The 16719-nt window shown below is 54.8% G+C and carries 16 protein-coding genes; 11 read left to right on the top strand and 5 right to left on the bottom strand.

The window, feature by feature from the left end; translation table 11 throughout:
* Positions 1-109 precede the first annotated feature (109 nt).
* From ffh to rplS, 5 genes are all read left to right on the top strand, one after another.
* On the top strand, positions 110-1591 hold the full coding sequence (gene ffh / locus CSC3H3_RS02065; RefSeq protein ID WP_101283389.1) for a signal recognition particle protein: 1482 nt from the start codon (positions 110-112) through the stop codon (positions 1589-1591).
* Between the two features lie 142 nt (positions 1592-1733).
* Positions 1734-2117 (top strand): 30S ribosomal protein S16, encoded by a 384-nt coding sequence (gene rpsP, locus CSC3H3_RS02060; RefSeq protein WP_101270121.1) that lies wholly within the window; start codon positions 1734-1736, stop codon positions 2115-2117.
* A 48-nt stretch (positions 2118-2165) separates the two neighbouring features.
* Complete coding sequence (rimM, locus tag CSC3H3_RS02055) at positions 2166-2840, top strand: ribosome maturation factor RimM (protein WP_101270119.1); 675 nt, start codon at positions 2166-2168, stop codon at positions 2838-2840.
* 3 nt (positions 2841-2843) lie between these two features.
* Positions 2844-3566 carry a tRNA (guanosine(37)-N1)-methyltransferase TrmD gene (gene trmD / locus CSC3H3_RS02050; RefSeq protein WP_101270118.1) on the top strand — a complete coding sequence of 241 codons (723 nt, stop codon included), beginning with the start codon at positions 2844-2846 and terminating at the stop codon, positions 3564-3566.
* Positions 3563-3967: a 50S ribosomal protein L19 gene (gene rplS, locus CSC3H3_RS02045; protein ID WP_101270116.1), complete on the top strand. Its 405-nt coding sequence runs from the start codon at positions 3563-3565 to the stop codon at positions 3965-3967. Before trmD ends, rplS begins: the two co-directional genes overlap by 4 nt.
* A 185-nt stretch (positions 3968-4152) precedes the next feature.
* On the opposite strand, the gene tam is transcribed toward rplS, so the two are convergent.
* Positions 4153-4932 carry a trans-aconitate 2-methyltransferase gene (gene tam, locus CSC3H3_RS02040; RefSeq protein WP_245881235.1) on the bottom strand — a complete coding sequence of 260 codons (780 nt, stop codon included), beginning with the start codon at positions 4930-4932 and terminating at the stop codon, positions 4153-4155.
* An 846-nt stretch (positions 4933-5778) separates the two neighbouring features.
* Here tam and leuC point away from each other — a divergent pair.
* The 5 genes from leuC (at position 5779) to CSC3H3_RS02010 (ending at position 11446) form a co-directional block, all read left to right on the top strand.
* On the top strand, positions 5779-7191 hold the full coding sequence (leuC, locus tag CSC3H3_RS02030; RefSeq protein WP_101283383.1) for a 3-isopropylmalate dehydratase large subunit: 1413 nt from the start codon (positions 5779-5781) through the stop codon (positions 7189-7191).
* Positions 7192-7200: 9 nt separating this feature from the next.
* Positions 7201-7389 (top strand): hypothetical protein, encoded by a 189-nt coding sequence (locus CSC3H3_RS02025; protein ID WP_101270108.1) that lies wholly within the window; start codon positions 7201-7203, stop codon positions 7387-7389.
* Between the two features lie 4 nt (positions 7390-7393).
* Positions 7394-8005 (top strand): 3-isopropylmalate dehydratase small subunit, encoded by a 612-nt coding sequence (gene leuD, locus CSC3H3_RS02020; RefSeq protein WP_101270107.1) that lies wholly within the window; start codon positions 7394-7396, stop codon positions 8003-8005.
* Between the two features lie 93 nt (positions 8006-8098).
* Entirely contained in the window at positions 8099-9202 is a 1104-nt protein-coding gene (gene leuB / locus CSC3H3_RS02015) for a 3-isopropylmalate dehydrogenase (RefSeq protein ID WP_101283381.1), read from the top strand.
* Between the two features lie 183 nt (positions 9203-9385).
* Positions 9386-11446 (top strand): hypothetical protein, encoded by a 2061-nt coding sequence (locus tag CSC3H3_RS02010; protein ID WP_101283379.1) that lies wholly within the window; start codon positions 9386-9388, stop codon positions 11444-11446.
* 112 nt (positions 11447-11558) lie between these two features.
* Here the strand turns inward: CSC3H3_RS02010 and CSC3H3_RS02005 are convergent, their stop codons facing one another.
* From CSC3H3_RS02005 to CSC3H3_RS01990, 4 genes are all read right to left on the bottom strand, one after another.
* Complete coding sequence (locus CSC3H3_RS02005; protein ID WP_101283377.1) at positions 11559-12494, bottom strand: sigma-70 family RNA polymerase sigma factor; 936 nt, start codon at positions 12492-12494, stop codon at positions 11559-11561.
* A 183-nt stretch (positions 12495-12677) separates the two neighbouring features.
* Entirely contained in the window at positions 12678-13112 is a 435-nt protein-coding gene (locus CSC3H3_RS02000) for a carboxymuconolactone decarboxylase family protein (protein ID WP_101283375.1), read from the bottom strand.
* 336 nt (positions 13113-13448) lie between these two features.
* Positions 13449-13886 (bottom strand): hypothetical protein, encoded by a 438-nt coding sequence (locus CSC3H3_RS01995; protein ID WP_101283373.1) that lies wholly within the window; start codon positions 13884-13886, stop codon positions 13449-13451.
* A gap of 207 nt (positions 13887-14093) precedes the next feature.
* Entirely contained in the window at positions 14094-15329 is a 1236-nt protein-coding gene (locus CSC3H3_RS01990; RefSeq protein ID WP_245881234.1) for a class I SAM-dependent methyltransferase, read from the bottom strand.
* Positions 15330-15588: 259 nt separating this feature from the next.
* On the opposite strand from CSC3H3_RS01990, the gene CSC3H3_RS01980 reads away from it, so the two are divergent.
* The gene (locus CSC3H3_RS01980) at positions 15589-16608 is read left to right on the top strand and encodes an aspartate-semialdehyde dehydrogenase (RefSeq protein WP_101283369.1); all 1020 of its coding nucleotides are present in this window, start codon (positions 15589-15591) and stop codon (positions 16606-16608) included.
* Positions 16609-16719: the final 111 nt, after the last annotated feature.

The raw sequence follows: 16719 nt of genomic DNA, 5'->3' as shown, positions 1-16719 counted from the left end.
CCAGAGGTCATCCATACGATGACTCCCCCAGTCCTCGAGTTTTCGAGCACTGGGCAAATTTTTTTTGTGCGCACTCGGTGGAAACACCAGCAAACAGACGGGATATGGGATGTTTGAAGGACTTAGCGATCGGCTTGGCGGCGTTCTCGACAAACTGCGTAAACGCGGTGCGTTAAAGGAATCTGACGTCCGCGAAGCCATGCGTGAAGTTCGCGTCGCCCTGCTTGAGGCTGACGTTGCCCTGCCTGTCGTCAAGGAATTCATCACCAACGCAACGGAACGCGCTGTCGGCCAGGATGTGCTGCGTTCGGTTACGCCGGGTCAGATGGTCGTCAAGATCGTCCATGATGAACTTAAAAACATGCTGGGCGAAGGCGAAGATATCAATCTTGCCGCCACCCCGCCGGTTCCGATTCTGATGGTTGGTCTGCAGGGTTCGGGTAAAACCACCAGCTCTGCCAAGATCGCCCTGCATCTGACCAAGAAGCGCAACAAAAAAGTCCTGCTGGCATCGCTCGACATTTACCGTCCGGCAGCACAGCAGCAGCTTAAAATTCTGGCCGATGCCAATGGCCTGCATGCCCTGCCGATCATCATTGGTGAAAAGCCGGTTGCGATTGCCAAACGCGCCATGGATATGGGCCGCAAGGAAGGCTTTGACGCCGTGATCCTTGATACCGCCGGTCGCCTGCATATCGACATGGAACTGATGAGCGAAGTCGCCCAGGTCCGTGATGCAGTCAACCCGACGGAAACCCTGCTGGTCACCGATGCAATGACCGGTCAGGACTCGGTCAATGTCGCCAAGGAATTTGCCGACAAGGTTGGCATTACCGGTATCGTCCTGACCCGTATTGACGGTGATGCACGCGGTGGTGCGGCACTGTCGATGCGCCAGGTTACCGGCTGCCCGATCAAGATGCTGGGTGTTGGCGAAAAAATCGACGAGATGGAACCCTTCCATCCCGATCGTATCGCTGGCCGCATCCTGGGCATGGGCGACGTTGTCAGCCTTGTTGAACGCGCAGCCGAAACCATCGAGCGTGAAGACGCTGAAAAGATGGCCAAGAAGCTGCAGAAGGGCCAGTTCGACCTGAACGACCTTCTCGCCCAGCTTAAACAGCTTCAGAAAATGGGTGATCTGTCGGGCATCATGGGCATGCTGCCGGGCATGGGTGCCATCAAAAAGCAGATGGCCCAGACCAAGATCGACCCGAAACTCCTGAAACACCAGGAAGCCATCATCCAGTCCATGACCCCGAAAGAGCGCGAAAACCCCGCCCTCATCAAGGCGTCCCGCAAGAAACGTATTGCGGCTGGTTGCGGGCTTAGCGTTCAGGACGTGAACAAGCTTCTCAAACAGTACCAGACCATGGCGACCATGATCAAAAAGGTCGGCAAAATGGGCAAAAAGGGACTGTTTGGCAAAGGAATGCCCCAGATGGATCCGTCCATGCTGGAAGGCGGGGATGCTGGCGACCTCCAGCTTCCCAAAGGTTTTCCCGGGGTTGGCGGCGGAATGCCGAAGCTTCCGGGATTGGGCGGCGGTGGATTGCCGCCGGGCTTTCCGGGGTTTGGTAAAAAGAAATAACCAGGCCCCCGGTTCGAAAGAACCAAATCATGCGGTCTCGCAGGAACCAGACTTAATGGTTCATTCGAACCGGATCAAATTGGCCCCATCAGGGGCCGTAACGTAAAGACTACTAAACCCAAGCTGAAAGGAACTTATCCGAATGGCTGTCAAGATTCGTCTCTCCCGTGGCGGTGCCAAGAAACGTCCGTACTACCGTATCGTAGTTGCTGACGCTCGCGCTCCGCGCGACGGTAGCTTCATCGAGAAGGTCGGTACCTACGATCCGATGCTTCCGAAAGAAGCCGAAAACCGCGTTACCTTCAAAGAAGAGCGCATTAAATATTGGCTCGGCGTTGGCGCACAGCCGACCGAACGCGTTGCCCGTTTCCTGGGTAAAGCTGGTCTGGCAGATGCCTTCAAACCGACCGAACAGCCCCAGAAGTCCGCTCCGAAGGCGAAAGCCCAGGAACGTCTTCGTGAAAAGGCTGAAAAAGCTGCCGCTGCGGCCGAAGCCGCTGCTGAAGCAGAAGCTGCCAGCGAATAATTGGCTGATCGTACGATCTGATCAGATACCAGGTAATTGTGAACTGACATGGCTGAGAACCGTAAATCCAAAAACGACGTGGATTTTGTCTGCATCGGTATGATCACGGCCCCACACGGGGTTCGTGGTGCCGTGCGCGTCAAAAGCTATACCGTCGATCCGGATAATCTGGTTGGCTATGGCCCGTTATTCGATGCCAAAGGGAAACAGAAATTCAAACTGTCGCCCGTTGGCCATGTTCGTGACCAGTTGATCGCAAAGATCGAAGGCGTGAACGATCGTGACGGTGCCGAGCGACTGCGCGGAACCCGGCTTCACATTCCACGGACGGCCCTGCCGGACACGGATACCGAAGACGAATTCTATCTTGCCGATCTGGTCGGCCTTAAAGCGATCCATGTTGATGGATCCGTTTTTGGGACCGTCCGCGGCGTGGCTGATTTTGGGGCGGGCGATGTTATCGAAATCGCCCTGGAAGAAAGCCGTGGAAAAGTCGTCGTGTTGCCGTTTACCCGCGCGGTTGTTCCCGATGTGATTTTGTCCGAACGCAAGCTGGTGGTTAATCCGCCCGAGGGGCTGTTGCATGAAGAAGACGGACCGGGCAATCGCCCGCGTCGTGCGTCCAAATCGCGCAACAATACCCAGGCCGACCGTGACTCCGAAGCCGTGACCGCAGATGCGGCAGGCGCGGAAACCGCGACCGGCAGCGGAAAGGAGGCCTGAAGGATGCCCGTGTGGCAGGCCAAGGTTGCAACCCTGTTCCCGGAAATGTTTCCCGGTGCCATCGGCCAGGCTCTGGCTGGCAAGGCGCTGGAAAACGGGATCTGGTCGCTTGATGTCAAAGACATTCGCGACCATGCGACCGACCGCCACCGCACGGTAGACGATAATCCTTTCGGGGGTGGGGCCGGAATGGTCATGCGCCCCGATATCGTCGATGCCGCCCTGCGTGAACTCCGTGCTTCGGCACCGGAATTACCGCTGATTTATCTCAGCCCGCGGGGAAAAATGCTGAACCAGAAACGCTGCCGCGAACTGGCAGCCGGACCGGGTGTGATGCTGTTGTGCGGTCGTTACGAAGGTATCGACCAGCGCGTACTGGATGAACACCAGGTCGAGGAAATCAGCATTGGCGACTACATCCTTATGGGCGGCGAATTGCCGGCCATGGTCCTGATTGAATCGTGCGTACGCCTCATCGACGGGGTGCTGAATACCTCAGCCTCTGCTGACGAGGAAAGCTTCGAAACCGGGTTGCTGGAATATCCGCATTACACGCGCCCGGCCAATTGGAACGGGCGTGAAGTGCCGGAAATTCTGCTTTCCGGGCATCATGCCAAGATACAGGCCTGGCGGCTTGACCAGGCAGAAGAAATCACTCGTGAACGGCGTCCTGACCTTTGGGATCAGTATGTTGCCACGGGCCCAGCAAAGAGGGTTAAATCATGACCAATGCAATCATCCAGCAGATCGAAAAAGATCAGCTCGATAAAATTTCCGAAAAGCGCGCCGTGCCGGAATTCGACGCTGGCGATACCGTCCGTGTCCACCTCAAAGTTGTTGAAGGCACGCGCGAGCGTATCCAGCAGTTCGAAGGCGTTTGCATCGCCCGTAAGAACCGCGGCCTGAACTCTTCTTTCACCGTGCGTAAAATCGCTTCGGGTGAAGGCGTTGAGCGTATTTTCCAGAACTACTCCCCGGCCATCGACAAAATCGAAGTCGTTCGCCGTGGCGACGTTCGCCGCGCGAAACTGTACTACCTGCGTGGTCGTACCGGTAAATCCGCTCGTATCGCCGAGCAGACCACCGGTCACAAAGGCAAGCTCACCGCTGCTGAACGCAAGAAATAAGTTTGCTTCCGGGCAACCGGATCGCAAAAATACGAAACGGGCTCATCTTCGGATGGGCCCGTTTTGTTTTGGCATAATTGCACTATTAAATAGTCTGGCGGAAAACCGGCTGGCTTATATAGCGCGCGGGTCTTAAAGCCCTTTGGCCGGCCAAAACACCTTATAACCGCAGGCACCCAACCCCGTTAACGCCGGGTTGCGACCATGAACAGGCGCGGGAAAGGCAGTAATACCGTGCCATCTTCCAGTGCCGGGTAATGTCGGGCGATGCCTTCACGGTATTGCGTCAGGAAATCTTCCTGTTCATCCCCGCTTAGGGCCGCAAGGAAAGGCCGCAGGGCACTGCCCTTAAACCATTCCACCACCGCATCACTGCCGCCTTGCAAAACATGGAAATAGGTTGTGCGCCACATATCAATATGGCGGCAATGCGGGGCCAACACCTCGTAATAGCGATTGGCACTTAGGCGTGGGGTGCGTTTGATACCGGCAAGCTTTGCGGCCCATGGGCCGTTCGCAGCAATTTCACGGGTAAGTTTGTGGGCAGGTTCATCCAGGTTATCGGGAATCTGAACGGCAAAATGTCCCCCCGGGGTCACTTTGCCAAGCAGATCGGGAAACAGGGTTTCATGATCGGGCAGCCATTGCAGCGATGCATTGGCAAGGATGACATCATATTGGGCATCGGGCGCCCAGGCCGCGATATCAACAACATCAAACTGTACCTGTGGCAAACGCGTGCGTGCAGATGCAATCATATCGGCCGAGGCATCAACACCGCCAATTGTTGCCTGCGGATACCGCGCCAGCAGCACTTCGGTTGAATTGCCCGGCCCGCAGCCCAGGTCAATCGCCTGTTTCACATCCCCTGCCGGGATTGCCGCCACCAGGTCACGCACCGGGCGGGTGCGTTCATTTTCAAACTGGCGATATTGTCCTGAATAATTTTTTAGATCAGCAGCCACAACTTGCTCCTTTTTTGACATGCCTTCTGGAGGTTTTTCAGTGCCTTACAAAAGGCATGGCCGTTAATGCGACTTATTATTATCCCAGCACGCGCCCCGCATAAGTTGTTTTTCCCCCACGCAGCCATGCAATAGAGTGTGTTGACGCTTCCCTCAAATACACTCACTGCCCGCGTCGCCCATGCCATGGCGCCGGGATAACCGGTGTCTGTTTCCCCGTAATGCCGCTGGTTTTATGCGGGTTTTCGTCGGGCTGTGCCCACTAAACGAGTCATCATCTTTGCGGCGCGATGCTGGCCCTGTCAGCCCTTACAACATGCCGCTTCATAAACATCTGCATCTTCACCGTCCGTCAAACCACCCGCGATCCGCAGGAAACAAATACCCTTTAAAGTTGCATTATAGCGAATCGCACTTTTTCGGTGCTTTTTCACGCAATGGCGGATTTCTTGGGGCTTAACGATCACTTTTTTCTATATCAGGTATTCCTGATGAATTTCAAAAGCCCGGTAAATGTGCTGCTTTAGCTATTTATAGGTGCCATTTTTTCAACAACTCTATTTAAAGGTGTTGTTGATCAAAAAAACACCCGCAGCGGCGCTTGCGATTTGGAAAGTGCGGTGTATAAAAACAGTCCCGCGGCAAAAACAGCCCCGGGCACGCGTTTCTGAATAATAATATTTCGCAGCGCCAAGCTGCGCCGGAGGAACGGGCGTTTCACGCCATCCCGACTGCCTGCTACCCCGTTTTGCGGGTGGCCTGCTTTACCCGGTATCATTCACATCGCCTGCCCGCGCGTTACGTTTTGCATTACCGCATACAGGTTCGATAAGAGAGGAGGTCGAAATGGGAAACCCGAAAACCCTTTTTGACAAAATTTGGGCAAGCCATGTAATCAATCAGCAGGAAGACGGCACCTGCCTTATTTACATCGACCGCCATCTCGTTCACGAGGTTACCAGCCCGCAGGCCTTTGAAGGCCTTCGCAATGCTGGCCGCAAGGTCCGTCACCCGGAACTGACACTGGCCGTTCCCGACCATAACGTGCCGACCACCGACCGTTCGGAAGGCATCAAGGAAGAAGACAGCCGCATCCAGGTTGAAACCCTTGACCAGAACGCACGTGACACCGGCATCCATTATTTCCCGATGAATGACCTGCGTCAGGGTATCGTTCACATTGTCGGCCCGGAAGAAGGCTTTACCCTGCCCGGCGTGACCATGGTTTGTGGCGATTCCCACACATCCACCCACGGCGCATTTGGCGCACTGGCATTTGGTATTGGCACCTCCGAAGTTGAACATGTTCTGGCAACCCAGACCCTGGTTCAAAAACCGGCCAAAAACATGCTGGTCAAGGTTGAAGGCGACCTGCATCCGGGTGTGACGGCAAAGGACATCACCCTTGCCATTATCGGCCGTATCGGTACGGCTGGCGGCACCGGTTATGTGATCGAATATGCCGGTTCGGCCATTCGTTCGCTGTCGATGGAAGGTCGTATGACCGTCTGTAACATGTCGATCGAAGGCGGCGCACGCGCCGGCCTGATCGCACCGGACGAAAAAACCTTTGAATATATCAAGGGCCGTCCGATGGCACCGAAGGGTGCTGCCTACGAACAGGCTGTTGAATACTGGAAGACCCTGCCGTCAGACGAAGGCGCGGTTTACGACAAAGTTGTCGAACTTGATGCCAATGACATCATCCCGCAGGTTACCTGGGGCACCAGCCCGGAAGACGTCGCACCGATCAGCGCCGTTGTCCCTGGCCCCGATGATGTAACCGATCCCGGCAAGAAAAAAGCCATCGCCCGTTCGCTCGAATATATGGGTCTGGTTGCTGGCACCCCGCTTGAAGAAGTGAAGGTTGACCGCGTCTTTATCGGTTCGTGCACCAATGGCCGTATCGAAGATTTGCGCGCTGCTGCCGTTATTGCCAAGGGCCGCAAAGTTGCCGGTCATGTCAATGCGATGGTTGTTCCGGGTTCCGGCCTGGTCAAGGAACAGGCCGAAGCCGAAGGTCTGCACCAGATCTTTATCGAAGCCGGTTTTGAATGGCGCGAACCGGGCTGCTCTATGTGCCTGGCAATGAACCCGGACCGTCTGGAACCGGGCGAGCGTTGCGCATCGACCTCGAACCGTAACTTTGAAGGGCGTCAGGGCCGTGGCGGCCGTACGCACCTGATGAGCCCGGCCATGGCTGTTGCTGCTGCAGTGACCGGTCATCTGGCTGACGTTCGCAAACTCGAAATTGTGTAAGGCCCCGTAATGTCTGCACAAGGCTTTATCATTCGGGACGAAGGCGTATCGCGTTTCGGGCGGGCAATGGTTCTTGAAACCCTGTTGCCCCAGCTCACCGGTATCAACCTTCCCGATTTCGTCGCCAATGACATCGATGCCACCGAAGACCTGATCGAAGCACTCGGTCTGGTGTGGGATGCCGAGAATAAGGGATAAGACAATGGAAAAGTTTGACACTTTAACTGGTGTGGCCGCACCGTTGCCGATGCTCAATGTCGATACCGACATGATCATCCCCAAACAGTTCCTCAAGACCATTAAACGTTCGGGTCTGGGTAAAAACCTGTTTGATGAAATGCGTTATGACGACAATGGGAACGAAATTTCTGATTTCGTCCTCAACCAGCCGGCATATCGCGATGCGAAAATTCTGGTGACCGGTGCCAATTTCGGCTGTGGTTCCTCGCGCGAACATGCCCCGTGGTCGCTGCTGGATTTTGGCATTCGCTGCATCATCGCGCCCAGCTTTGCCGACATTTTCTATAACAACTGCTTCAAGAACGGCATTCTGCCGATCAAATTGCCGCAGGAAGATGTGGACAAGCTGATGGCGGATGCCGAACGCGGTGCCAACGCCACCGTCACCGTTGACCTTGAAAAACAGGAAATCAGCGGCCCGGATGGCGGTTGCATCAAGTTTGATGTCGAACCGTTCCGCAAACATTGCCTGCTCAATGGCCTGGATGACATCGGCCTGACCCTGCAGCAGTCCGATGACATTGCCACCTTTGAAGCCCAGCGCGCAGCATCCCAGCCCTGGCTGTCGCTGTAAAAATTCGGGCGGCGTCAATATGCGCCGCCCTTTTTCGATTTCCCGCATATCTGGCGCGCCTGCGCGCCGAACTATCTTTGCGAAGGTTAGAAAATGACGATTACCAAAAAAGTCCTGATGTTGCCGGGCGACGGCATTGGCCCCGAAGTCATGCGCCAGGTCCAGCGTGTCATGGACTGGATGGCAAAAAAGCGTGACATCAATTTTGACGTTACCGAAGGCCTTATTGGTGGTGCCTCCATCGATGCCCACAACAACCCGCTGACCGACGAAACCCTGGCTGATGCCATGGCAGCCGATGCGGTTCTGCTGGGTGCTGTTGGTGGTCCGAAATGGGACAACCTTCCGTTTGATATCAAACCGGAACGCGGCCTTTTGAAAATCCGCAAGGAAATGGGCCTGTTTGCCAACCTGCGCCCGGCCCTGGTATTTGACGCCCTTGTTGGCGCATCGACCCTGAAGGAAGATGTGGTCAAGGGTCTGGATATCATGATCCTGCGTGAACTGACCGGTGGCATCTATTTCGGCCAGCCGCGCGGCGTTGAAGAACGCGATGGCGTACGTTTTGGTTTCAACACCCTGGTTTATTCCGAACCCGAAGTCGAACGCATTGCCCGCGTTGCCTTTGACATGGCAATGAAGCGCAACAAGCGCCTGTGCTCGGTTGATAAAGCCAACGTTCTGGAATCCACCGTTCTGTGGCGCGAAGTTGTTGAACGCGTTGCCAAGGAATTCCCGGAAGTCGAAGTCAGCCACATGTATGTCGATAACGCATCCATGCAGCTGGTTCGCAACCCGAAACAGTTTGACGTGATGGTTACCACCAACATGTTTGGCGACATCCTGTCCGATTGTGCCGCCATGCTGACCGGCTCCCTTGGTATGCTGCCGTCCGCATCGCTGGGTGCCGCCGATGAAACCGGCGCACGCAAAGCCCTTTACGAGCCGGTACACGGTTCCGCCCCGGATATCGCCGGTCAGGACCTTGCAAACCCGCTGGCAACCCTGCTGTCCTTTGCAATGATGCTGCGTTATTCCTTCGATATGGGCGAAGACGCCACCATGATCGAAACCGCCGTTCAGAACGTTCTGAAAGGTGGCCTGCGCACCGCAGACATCATGCAGCCTGGCATGGCAAAGGTTTCGACCACCGTTATGGGTGAAGCCGTTATCAACGAACTGAACAAGCTCGTCTGATCAGACAAACGATCCATCAGATCGCAAAGGCCGGGATTTTAGCCAATCCCGGCCTTTTTATTTTATTTCAACCTGCTGTAGAGAATAAGAATCGCATAAAATCGCAATCGGCTCATGCAATGCACGTATCGCGTGATATATTGGCATCACGCTTTTACCGACGAACAAGGATCGCTTGAGCAGATGGCCAAAACCGCAAAATTTATCATTGGCAGCGTCGTTGTCGTGGCTGCCATTGGCGCCGGATTACACCTTCTGGCCCCCATTTATACCGAAAACAGCCTGCGCAGCGCCCTGACCGATCCGCAATCTGAAATTCGCGGCGAATTTTCCAATTTCCACATGTCCCTGTTTGGCGGCACCATGACGGCCGATGATGTCAAAATCGTCAGCATGGATGGTACGGTTTATCAGGCAGGCAATGTCACCTTTAACGGCATTGACTGGCTCGCGGTTTATGGATTTAACCCGGCCCATGACGCGCTGGCAGGCAAAATGCTGCTTCGCAATGCCAAAATCGAAAGCAATGGCCGCGTCATTACCTTTGATCGCGCCGATCTTGCCGATGTCAGTGCCGATCCCTCAAGCTGGCTGCCCGAAACCTTTGCCGCTGGCGACATTCAAAGCCCCAGCCTGAAACAGACTTTCCTTGATCAAAGCAGCACGATCGAGGAAATCCATATTCAGGATATTGCCTTTGACCATATTGGCGGCATTACCACCGGTGCCTGGACCTATGATGCCGGTACCGAATTTGGCAATGCCAGCATCGCGCAAAGCATTTTCGCCAATTGTGCCGGGCCGATGACCCTGCTTAAGCAGATCGATACCACCGAATTTAACTGGAATTCGGCTGAATCGTGTAAAAACCTGGCATTGGCCGATCTGACCATGTCATTGCCTGACCATTCCGCCATGGCCGCTGCTGGCGTTTTAATTGACGGGTTGAACAACCAGTCCTTTGAAAAGGCCAGTGTTAATGGCCTGCGTGTGCGGTTGCCGCGCAATCAGGGTGCCTTTGAAATTGGCCGTATTGAAATCAGCGATTTTGACCAGGCCATCGACCCCGACCAGATCCCCCTACCCGGCGAAAAATTCGATTTCGCCCGCTGGCTTGCTGCCTTTGAGACGGTGAAAGTCGGTTCGCTGGAACTTTCAGACCAGCTTTACACCACCCCCGAAGCTGAAATTCGCTGGGACCAGTTTTCCGTTCAAAACCTTGGCAATCAGGAAATCGGCGAAATATCATCGCGCGGCTTTTCGGTGCATGGCAGTGATTCCGGCATCACGGCGAAATTCGGCCTGGATAATATGACGCTGCGTGATGTCAGCCTTAAAAACATCGCAACAGCCGCCAAATATTTCCAAACCGGCACAACACCCGAAGAACAGCTTGCTGCCCTTGAAAACCAGACGCTGGGAAAAATGGGCTTTCCCTTCAGCCCGCATTATCTTTCGACCTATCTGTTTTCCGGGGTGGAACTGGGCATTTCCGGCGTCCAGGATTTGCACATCACAATCGACGAGCTTGGCGGCGCCCAGGGCGATATCGGCCCGATTGCCGAGGGTGAAACCGATGTTGCCCGTGCCCAGACAGGGCATATTGGCGGCTTTAGCGTTGAACTGCCTGACGACGTTGCCAGCGACCCGCAACTGCTTGATGCATTGGGCCTGAAGAAGTTTTCACAGGTCACAATGGATATGGACGCCCATCAACGCTGGTCGCGCGAAAATGGCGAATACCAATATGCCATTGATGAATTGACCCTGCGTGATTTTGGCACGGTCAAACTTTCGCTGACCTTTACGGGTTTCACACCCGAAATTGTCGGGCAGATCCAGTCCATTCCGGTATTGCGGGCCGAACAATTGCTGCCAGAAGTCCTGGGGCAGCATGGTCAGTTAAAGGCCGCCTCGCTGGAAATTTATGGCGATAACCTTGTCCCGACCATTTTGCGCCTGATTTCGGCGAAAACCGGTGTCCCGACTGACCAGTTACAGCTAACAGCAGGCATGAGCATCATGCAGGCCCAGCAACAATTTGGCAAAACCGGGCAGCTCGGCACTTCATTGCAGCAACTGGCCAACTGGATTGCCAGACCACAGCATTTGAAAATTACGCTGTCGCCTGAAAAACCAGTACCCTTCGCCACGTTTATGAACAGCCGCGTACCGCCATCCCCGCCGGTTCTGGCCGAAACCTTTGGCCTTAAAATTCTCGCCAATGACGAAATCAGCCAATAGCTGATGCACGATCGTCGATGCACAAAGGCCGGGAACATGCCCGGCCTTTTTCTTGCGCATTGACGAGGAAAGAAGCCCAAAGCCTCGCGTCACAACGCCACATAACTTAAAATCAGTTAAATACCGCCAGCTTGTCGGGATTACGATGCACAAACACCCGTTCGATACCATCATCGGACCGGGAAATTGTGATTGCGGTATGCACCACACCATCAACCGAAAACAGCACCCAGCTTTCAGCATCGCTTTCATGAATGTGCATATCGGCATTTACAAAATTCTTGCGCCACACACCTTCAAAAAAGCGCGCAACATGGTCCGCACCAAACAGAACATTGATATTCACACTGGCCTTGCCACCGCCATCGCCCTGCAGGGTCACGCCCGGTGCCAGCAGGGCGGCAATCCTGTCTGCACGGCCCGATTGCAGGGCTTCCACAAATCCCGCCAGATCATCGCGCGTCAGGCGCTTACCACGCATCGAATTGGCATTGGAATGTGACAATGCCTCCATCGAAATATCTGGCGTTTCATCCGCCGCCAGCGCATCCAATTCATCGTCACTTGTGGTAACGCCGCTCATTTTACGGCGTGCGCGAAACAGGATCTGCCGCGCATTATTGGGCTGGTTGCCCAATACATCGGCAATCGCAGCATGGTCCCAGTCAAAAACGTCATGCAGCACCAGGGCAATACGTTCCTGCGGGGTTAGCGCCTCCAGCATCACCAGATAGGCCTGCGATAAATGGTCCTGGTCAATCAGCCTGTCTTCATTTTCGCGCGAAAACGGGTTTACCCAGGGTTCGGGCAACCATTGCCCGACATAATTTTCGCGTCGCCGCCGGGCCGATTTCAACACATCAAGACATAAGTTTGAACATACCCGCACCAGCCACCCGGTCGGGTCGTTCAGGCTGGTGATGTCCGTTTTGCTCCAGCGCAGCCACACATCCTGAACCGCATCTTCGGCATCGGCGTAACTGCCCAACAGGCGAAAGGCCAGGGCAAACAAACGGGGGCGCTGCTGTTCAAAAATCGCCGTCGACATGTGATTTATCCCGTATTCAAAACGCACAATACGGCGCAGGCCAAAGCCTGCACCGCATAATCATGTAAGGTCGTCCATCGCCATGCTGGGGCAGGATAATGGCAATCGCGCGAATAGCTACCTCTTAATGGTGGCTGTTCGCAGCCATCAATCCACCAGCATCCGAAAACCCGTTGCCCTTAATCAGGCAAACTGGTGCTGGGCAATGCCCAAACGGTTCCAGGCATTGATCAGGGCAATACCGGTGGTCAATTCCGAAATCTGCTCTTCACTAAAATGGCTACCCAGTGCCTCAAAGCTGGCATCAATGGCCGCGGCATCTGCTGCCGATGTCAGCTTTTCCGCCCAATCCAGTGCGGCACGTTCTTCGACGCTAAAATCCTTGGCATTGCGCCAAACAGCCAGCATATCGATTTTGTCCTGCTCGCCACCATGTTTCAGATAATCATCACGGTGCATACGCAGGCAAAATGAACAGGCATTCATCTGCGATACCCGGCATTTGACAATCTCGACCAGCGTTTTTGCCAGCGTATTGTTGGTCTCAAACACGGTCGATGCATGATAAAGGCCCTTGAAAAGCACCGGGCTGGCTTTGGCAAATTCAAAACGGCTCATTTCCGTCTCCTGTTTTCATCCAGTTTTCCCGTTGTGGGATCACTCTCTGAAAACAGGACGAAACAGCCTGGCCCGGCGTTACAGCCATGCTGCATTTTTCCCCAAAATTAATCGGTCAATATGCCCGGCGCGATAGTTCACCGAAAACAGGTTAAGCCGCTTGGGGTATAAAAACCGCAGCAAACCAGCGCATCCACACACAACAATTTGCTCGCGCCAGCAAACAAACCACCGCGCAGCAAAATCGCATTTTCTGAATCTGAAACAGACACAGGCGAAGACAACGGCCAGATGGCCATTGCCTTCGGAAATCAGCTTGTCGCTTCTGATTGTTGCTCAGGCGTAGCCGCATTGGCGCAGGGCATGAGCAAGCGATGGATGAAGCACCCAGCGCCAGTCCTCGCTTTCCATTTGCGTTCCTTCGGCCAGGGTAAAAATGGCGGCCAGATAATCGCTCACATCGGCCTGGCAATGCGGCAAACCGGCCGCCTGCGCAATTTTGCGGCCCACCCGGCCATATTTTTTATGGCCGATGCGCGGCCCGAAATGCCCGGCAGCACCGGCAAGCTCCATGCCGGTAATGATGTGATCGGGCGCATAAAGGTGCGCGCGCAGCATGTCACGTTCGCAACTTGAAAGATCAACCACCGCCAGTGCCGCCGCATATTGCGCAACAGAACCAACATGGGCAGGTCTTTGTCCGTCATCAGATTGTGTTGGAAACAGAAAATCGTCCACACCGCGGCGCGGGTGAACAGGGCCTGAATACAGCATGGTTTTCCTCCCGATAAGGAAATCAACCGGTCATTTCCGGGTTTACCAGGGCCGGTTGCATCCCTGTGTCCCGGCGGACAGGCTCTTGCGGCCTGCTGGGTCGTCGCGTTAAACGCAAACCAATGACTGTAAAAATGACTGCTTCAAAAGGTCGTTGCCAGCAGCAGGGGGAACAAGCCCCTGCCGCCGGAAGATCATACCAGTAAATCAGTTATGGCGGTAACCCGGTTTGGTAAAAACAAACTGGCCAACACGCATACCGCCGCCGCCTTCGCGCACGTCAAACGCATTGATGCACCCCGCCAGGTAAAATTCCCACATCCGTTTAAATTCGGTGTCGTATTTTTCCGGGTCCAGCTCGTGCTGGATTTTGCGGAAATTATCGCGCCACGCCATCAGGGTCCGGGCATAGTTTTCACCCGGATGGAAATGGCAGGCCTCAACATCAAGATCGGCATGTTCCGCCGCCTCGACCACTTCATGCACCGCCGGAATATAACCGCCAGGAAAGATATAGCGATCAATCCACGGCGAGGTAAATTCGGGCCGTGGTTTGATGATGGTATGAATCACCGCCCGCCCCCCGGCCCTGAGCAACCGGGCAACCTGTTCAAAATAGGTTTTAAATTGCGGCCGCCCGACATGTTCAAACATGCCCACCGAAACCACACGGTCATAGCGGTCATGGTTGGCCCGGGCGAAAACGCGGTAATCCTGAAGGTGATAATCCAGGCCCTCATGGAAATCGGCCGGCAGTTCGGCCTTGCGTTCCAGTGCCCAGTTATATTGTTCGTTCGACAGGGTAATGCCATGCACTTCGGCCCCTGTCGTACGGCGGATAAAGCGGCTTAACCCGCCCCAGCCACAGCCAATATCGACAACCCGCGTGTTGGGATCGGTAATTTCCAGACGATCCGTCGTCAGTTGCATCTTATGCTGCTGGGCTTCAGTCAGATCGCGCGCACCCTCATCCCAGAAGGCGCAGGAATACTGCATATCCGCATCCAGAAAGCGGGTATAAAGGTCATTGCCAATATCATAATGGTGGCGCACACGGCGCGATGCCGCCTCGACCGAGGTGAATTGCGCGATGCGAAATTTGAAAGCCTGCAATTTTTCAATCAACAGGCCAAAATTGCTGCTGGAATGGCCACCATCAAAATTCAGGCGCAGAACGCGAATCAGGTCTTCAAGCTCGCCAGAAGTAACATTGATGCCGCCCTGCATATAGACTTCACCAAAACCCGGGTCCGGGCTCAGGGCCATTTTAACAGCATCGGTCCAGTTTGGCAGCGTCATGGTTGCGCGGGGATCACCCCCATCGCCAAGGGCAACTTCGTGGCGGTCATTAACGCGCACAACAAGCGTGCCGCGTGTGACATGTTCGCGAAAGAAATCCAGGACTTTCTTGTCAGTCCAGTTCAAAGTCATCGGGTACGTCATAGCCGTCCTTCTCAAGCCGGAAATGCGACAACCCCCAAAATTGCAAAAGATCAACCGTCTTTTTGCAAACCCCGTAAGATATAGTGACATATTTCACTGCAATCACAAGCAGTAAAAACCCGAACTCTCCTTGCGCGACGCCGCAGAAAGCCTTACATCTCGCCCAGCTTACCGGTCGGTCGAGGGGCATCCTATCCGATTGTCTAAAGGCACATTCGGGGCTCATCCCGGTCCGGACCAAAACTGAAAGAGGCACTTGATGGGTTACAAAATCGCCGTTGTTGGCGCCACCGGCAATGTCGGGCGCGAAATGCTCAACACACTGGCTGAACGCAATTTTCCCGCCGAGGAAGTCTTTGCGCTGGCGTCTTCACGTTCGATCGGCCGCACCGTTTCCTATGGCGATGACGACCTGACCGTACAGGACGCCGCCCGCTTTGATTTTTCCCAGGCTGATATCGCGCTGTTTTCGGCAGGCGGCAGCACGGCAAAAACGCTTGCCCCCAAAGCCGCCGAAGCAGGCTGTGTTGTCATCGACAATTCCAGCTACTGGCGCATGGAACCGGGCATTCCCCTGGTAGTGCCCGAAGTCAATGGCGATGCCCTGGCGGGATACGCCAAGAAAAACATTATCGCCAACCCGAACTGCTCGACCATCCAGATGGTCATGGCGCTTAAACCGCTGCACGACCTCCAACCGATCAAGCGCGTGGTGGTATCGACCTATCAGTCGGTTTCGGGTGCCGGGCGTGCCGCCATGGACGAACTGTTTAACCAGACCCGCGGCATTTATGTAAATGACACGCCCGTCAAGGAACAGTTCACCAAGCAGATCGCCTTTAACGTCATCCCGCATATCGATGAATTCATGGATGATGGCGCGACCCGCGAAGAATGGAAAATGACGGCCGAAACCCGCAAAATCCTTGATCCGGATGTGGCTGTACATGCCACCTGTGTCCGGGTGCCGGTTTTTGTTGGCCACGGCGAAGCCGTGAATATCGAATTTGAAATGCCCGTCACCGTCGAAGAAGCCCGCAAGGCGCTTAAGGCATTTCCGGGTATTTCCGTAATCGATTACCGCCAGGATGAAGGTTATGTCACCCCGCAGGAAGTTGCCGGCGAAGACAGCGTTTTCATTTCGCGTATCCGCAAGGACCCCAGCATTCCCAACGCCCTGTCGCTGTGGTGTGTCAGCGATAATCTGCGCAAGGGTGCGGCCCTGAATGCGGTTCAGATCGCTGAATTGCTGGTTTCCGATTACCTGCCGAAGAAATAACCGTTTTTTGTGATCCGGTATTTTCGAACCAGGGCCGCCCCATTCGGGCGGCCCTGTTGTTTTATGGCCGTTCCTGTGATTGAGACTGGTCATACCACTTAAAAAGAGCTA

It is taken from the genome of Thalassospira marina (genome assembly GCF_002844375.1).
Lineage (GTDB): Bacteria > Pseudomonadota > Alphaproteobacteria > Rhodospirillales > Thalassospiraceae > Thalassospira > Thalassospira marina.
This window is presented reverse-complemented; position numbering and strand designations above follow the sequence as displayed.

Bases quoted from the DNA above. Each gene is read 5' to 3' on its own strand.
- CSC3H3_RS01995 (WP_101283373.1), bottom strand. From the start codon at position 13,886: ATGCTGTATTCAGGCCCTGTTCACCCGCGCCGCGGTGTGGACGATTTT.
- CSC3H3_RS02025 (WP_101270108.1), top strand. From the start codon at position 7,201: ATGTCTGCACAAGGCTTTATCATTCGGGACGAAGGCGTATCGCGTTTC.
- CSC3H3_RS01980 (WP_101283369.1), top strand. From the start codon at position 15,589: ATGGGTTACAAAATCGCCGTTGTTGGCGCCACCGGCAATGTCGGGCGC.
- CSC3H3_RS02010 (WP_101283379.1), top strand. From the start codon at position 9,386: ATGGCCAAAACCGCAAAATTTATCATTGGCAGCGTCGTTGTCGTGGCT.
- ffh (WP_101283389.1), top strand. From the start codon at position 110: ATGTTTGAAGGACTTAGCGATCGGCTTGGCGGCGTTCTCGACAAACTG.
- leuB (WP_101283381.1), top strand. From the start codon at position 8,099: ATGACGATTACCAAAAAAGTCCTGATGTTGCCGGGCGACGGCATTGGC.
- rimM (WP_101270119.1), top strand. From the start codon at position 2,166: ATGGCTGAGAACCGTAAATCCAAAAACGACGTGGATTTTGTCTGCATC.
- rplS (WP_101270116.1), top strand. From the start codon at position 3,563: ATGACCAATGCAATCATCCAGCAGATCGAAAAAGATCAGCTCGATAAA.
- trmD (WP_101270118.1), top strand. From the start codon at position 2,844: ATGCCCGTGTGGCAGGCCAAGGTTGCAACCCTGTTCCCGGAAATGTTT.
- CSC3H3_RS02000 (WP_101283375.1), bottom strand. From the start codon at position 13,112: ATGAGCCGTTTTGAATTTGCCAAAGCCAGCCCGGTGCTTTTCAAGGGC.
- leuC (WP_101283383.1), top strand. From the start codon at position 5,779: ATGGGAAACCCGAAAACCCTTTTTGACAAAATTTGGGCAAGCCATGTA.
- CSC3H3_RS01990 (WP_245881234.1), bottom strand. From the start codon at position 15,329: ATGACGTACCCGATGACTTTGAACTGGACTGACAAGAAAGTCCTGGAT.
- leuD (WP_101270107.1), top strand. From the start codon at position 7,394: ATGGAAAAGTTTGACACTTTAACTGGTGTGGCCGCACCGTTGCCGATG.
- CSC3H3_RS02005 (WP_101283377.1), bottom strand. From the start codon at position 12,494: ATGTCGACGGCGATTTTTGAACAGCAGCGCCCCCGTTTGTTTGCCCTG.
- rpsP (WP_101270121.1), top strand. From the start codon at position 1,734: ATGGCTGTCAAGATTCGTCTCTCCCGTGGCGGTGCCAAGAAACGTCCG.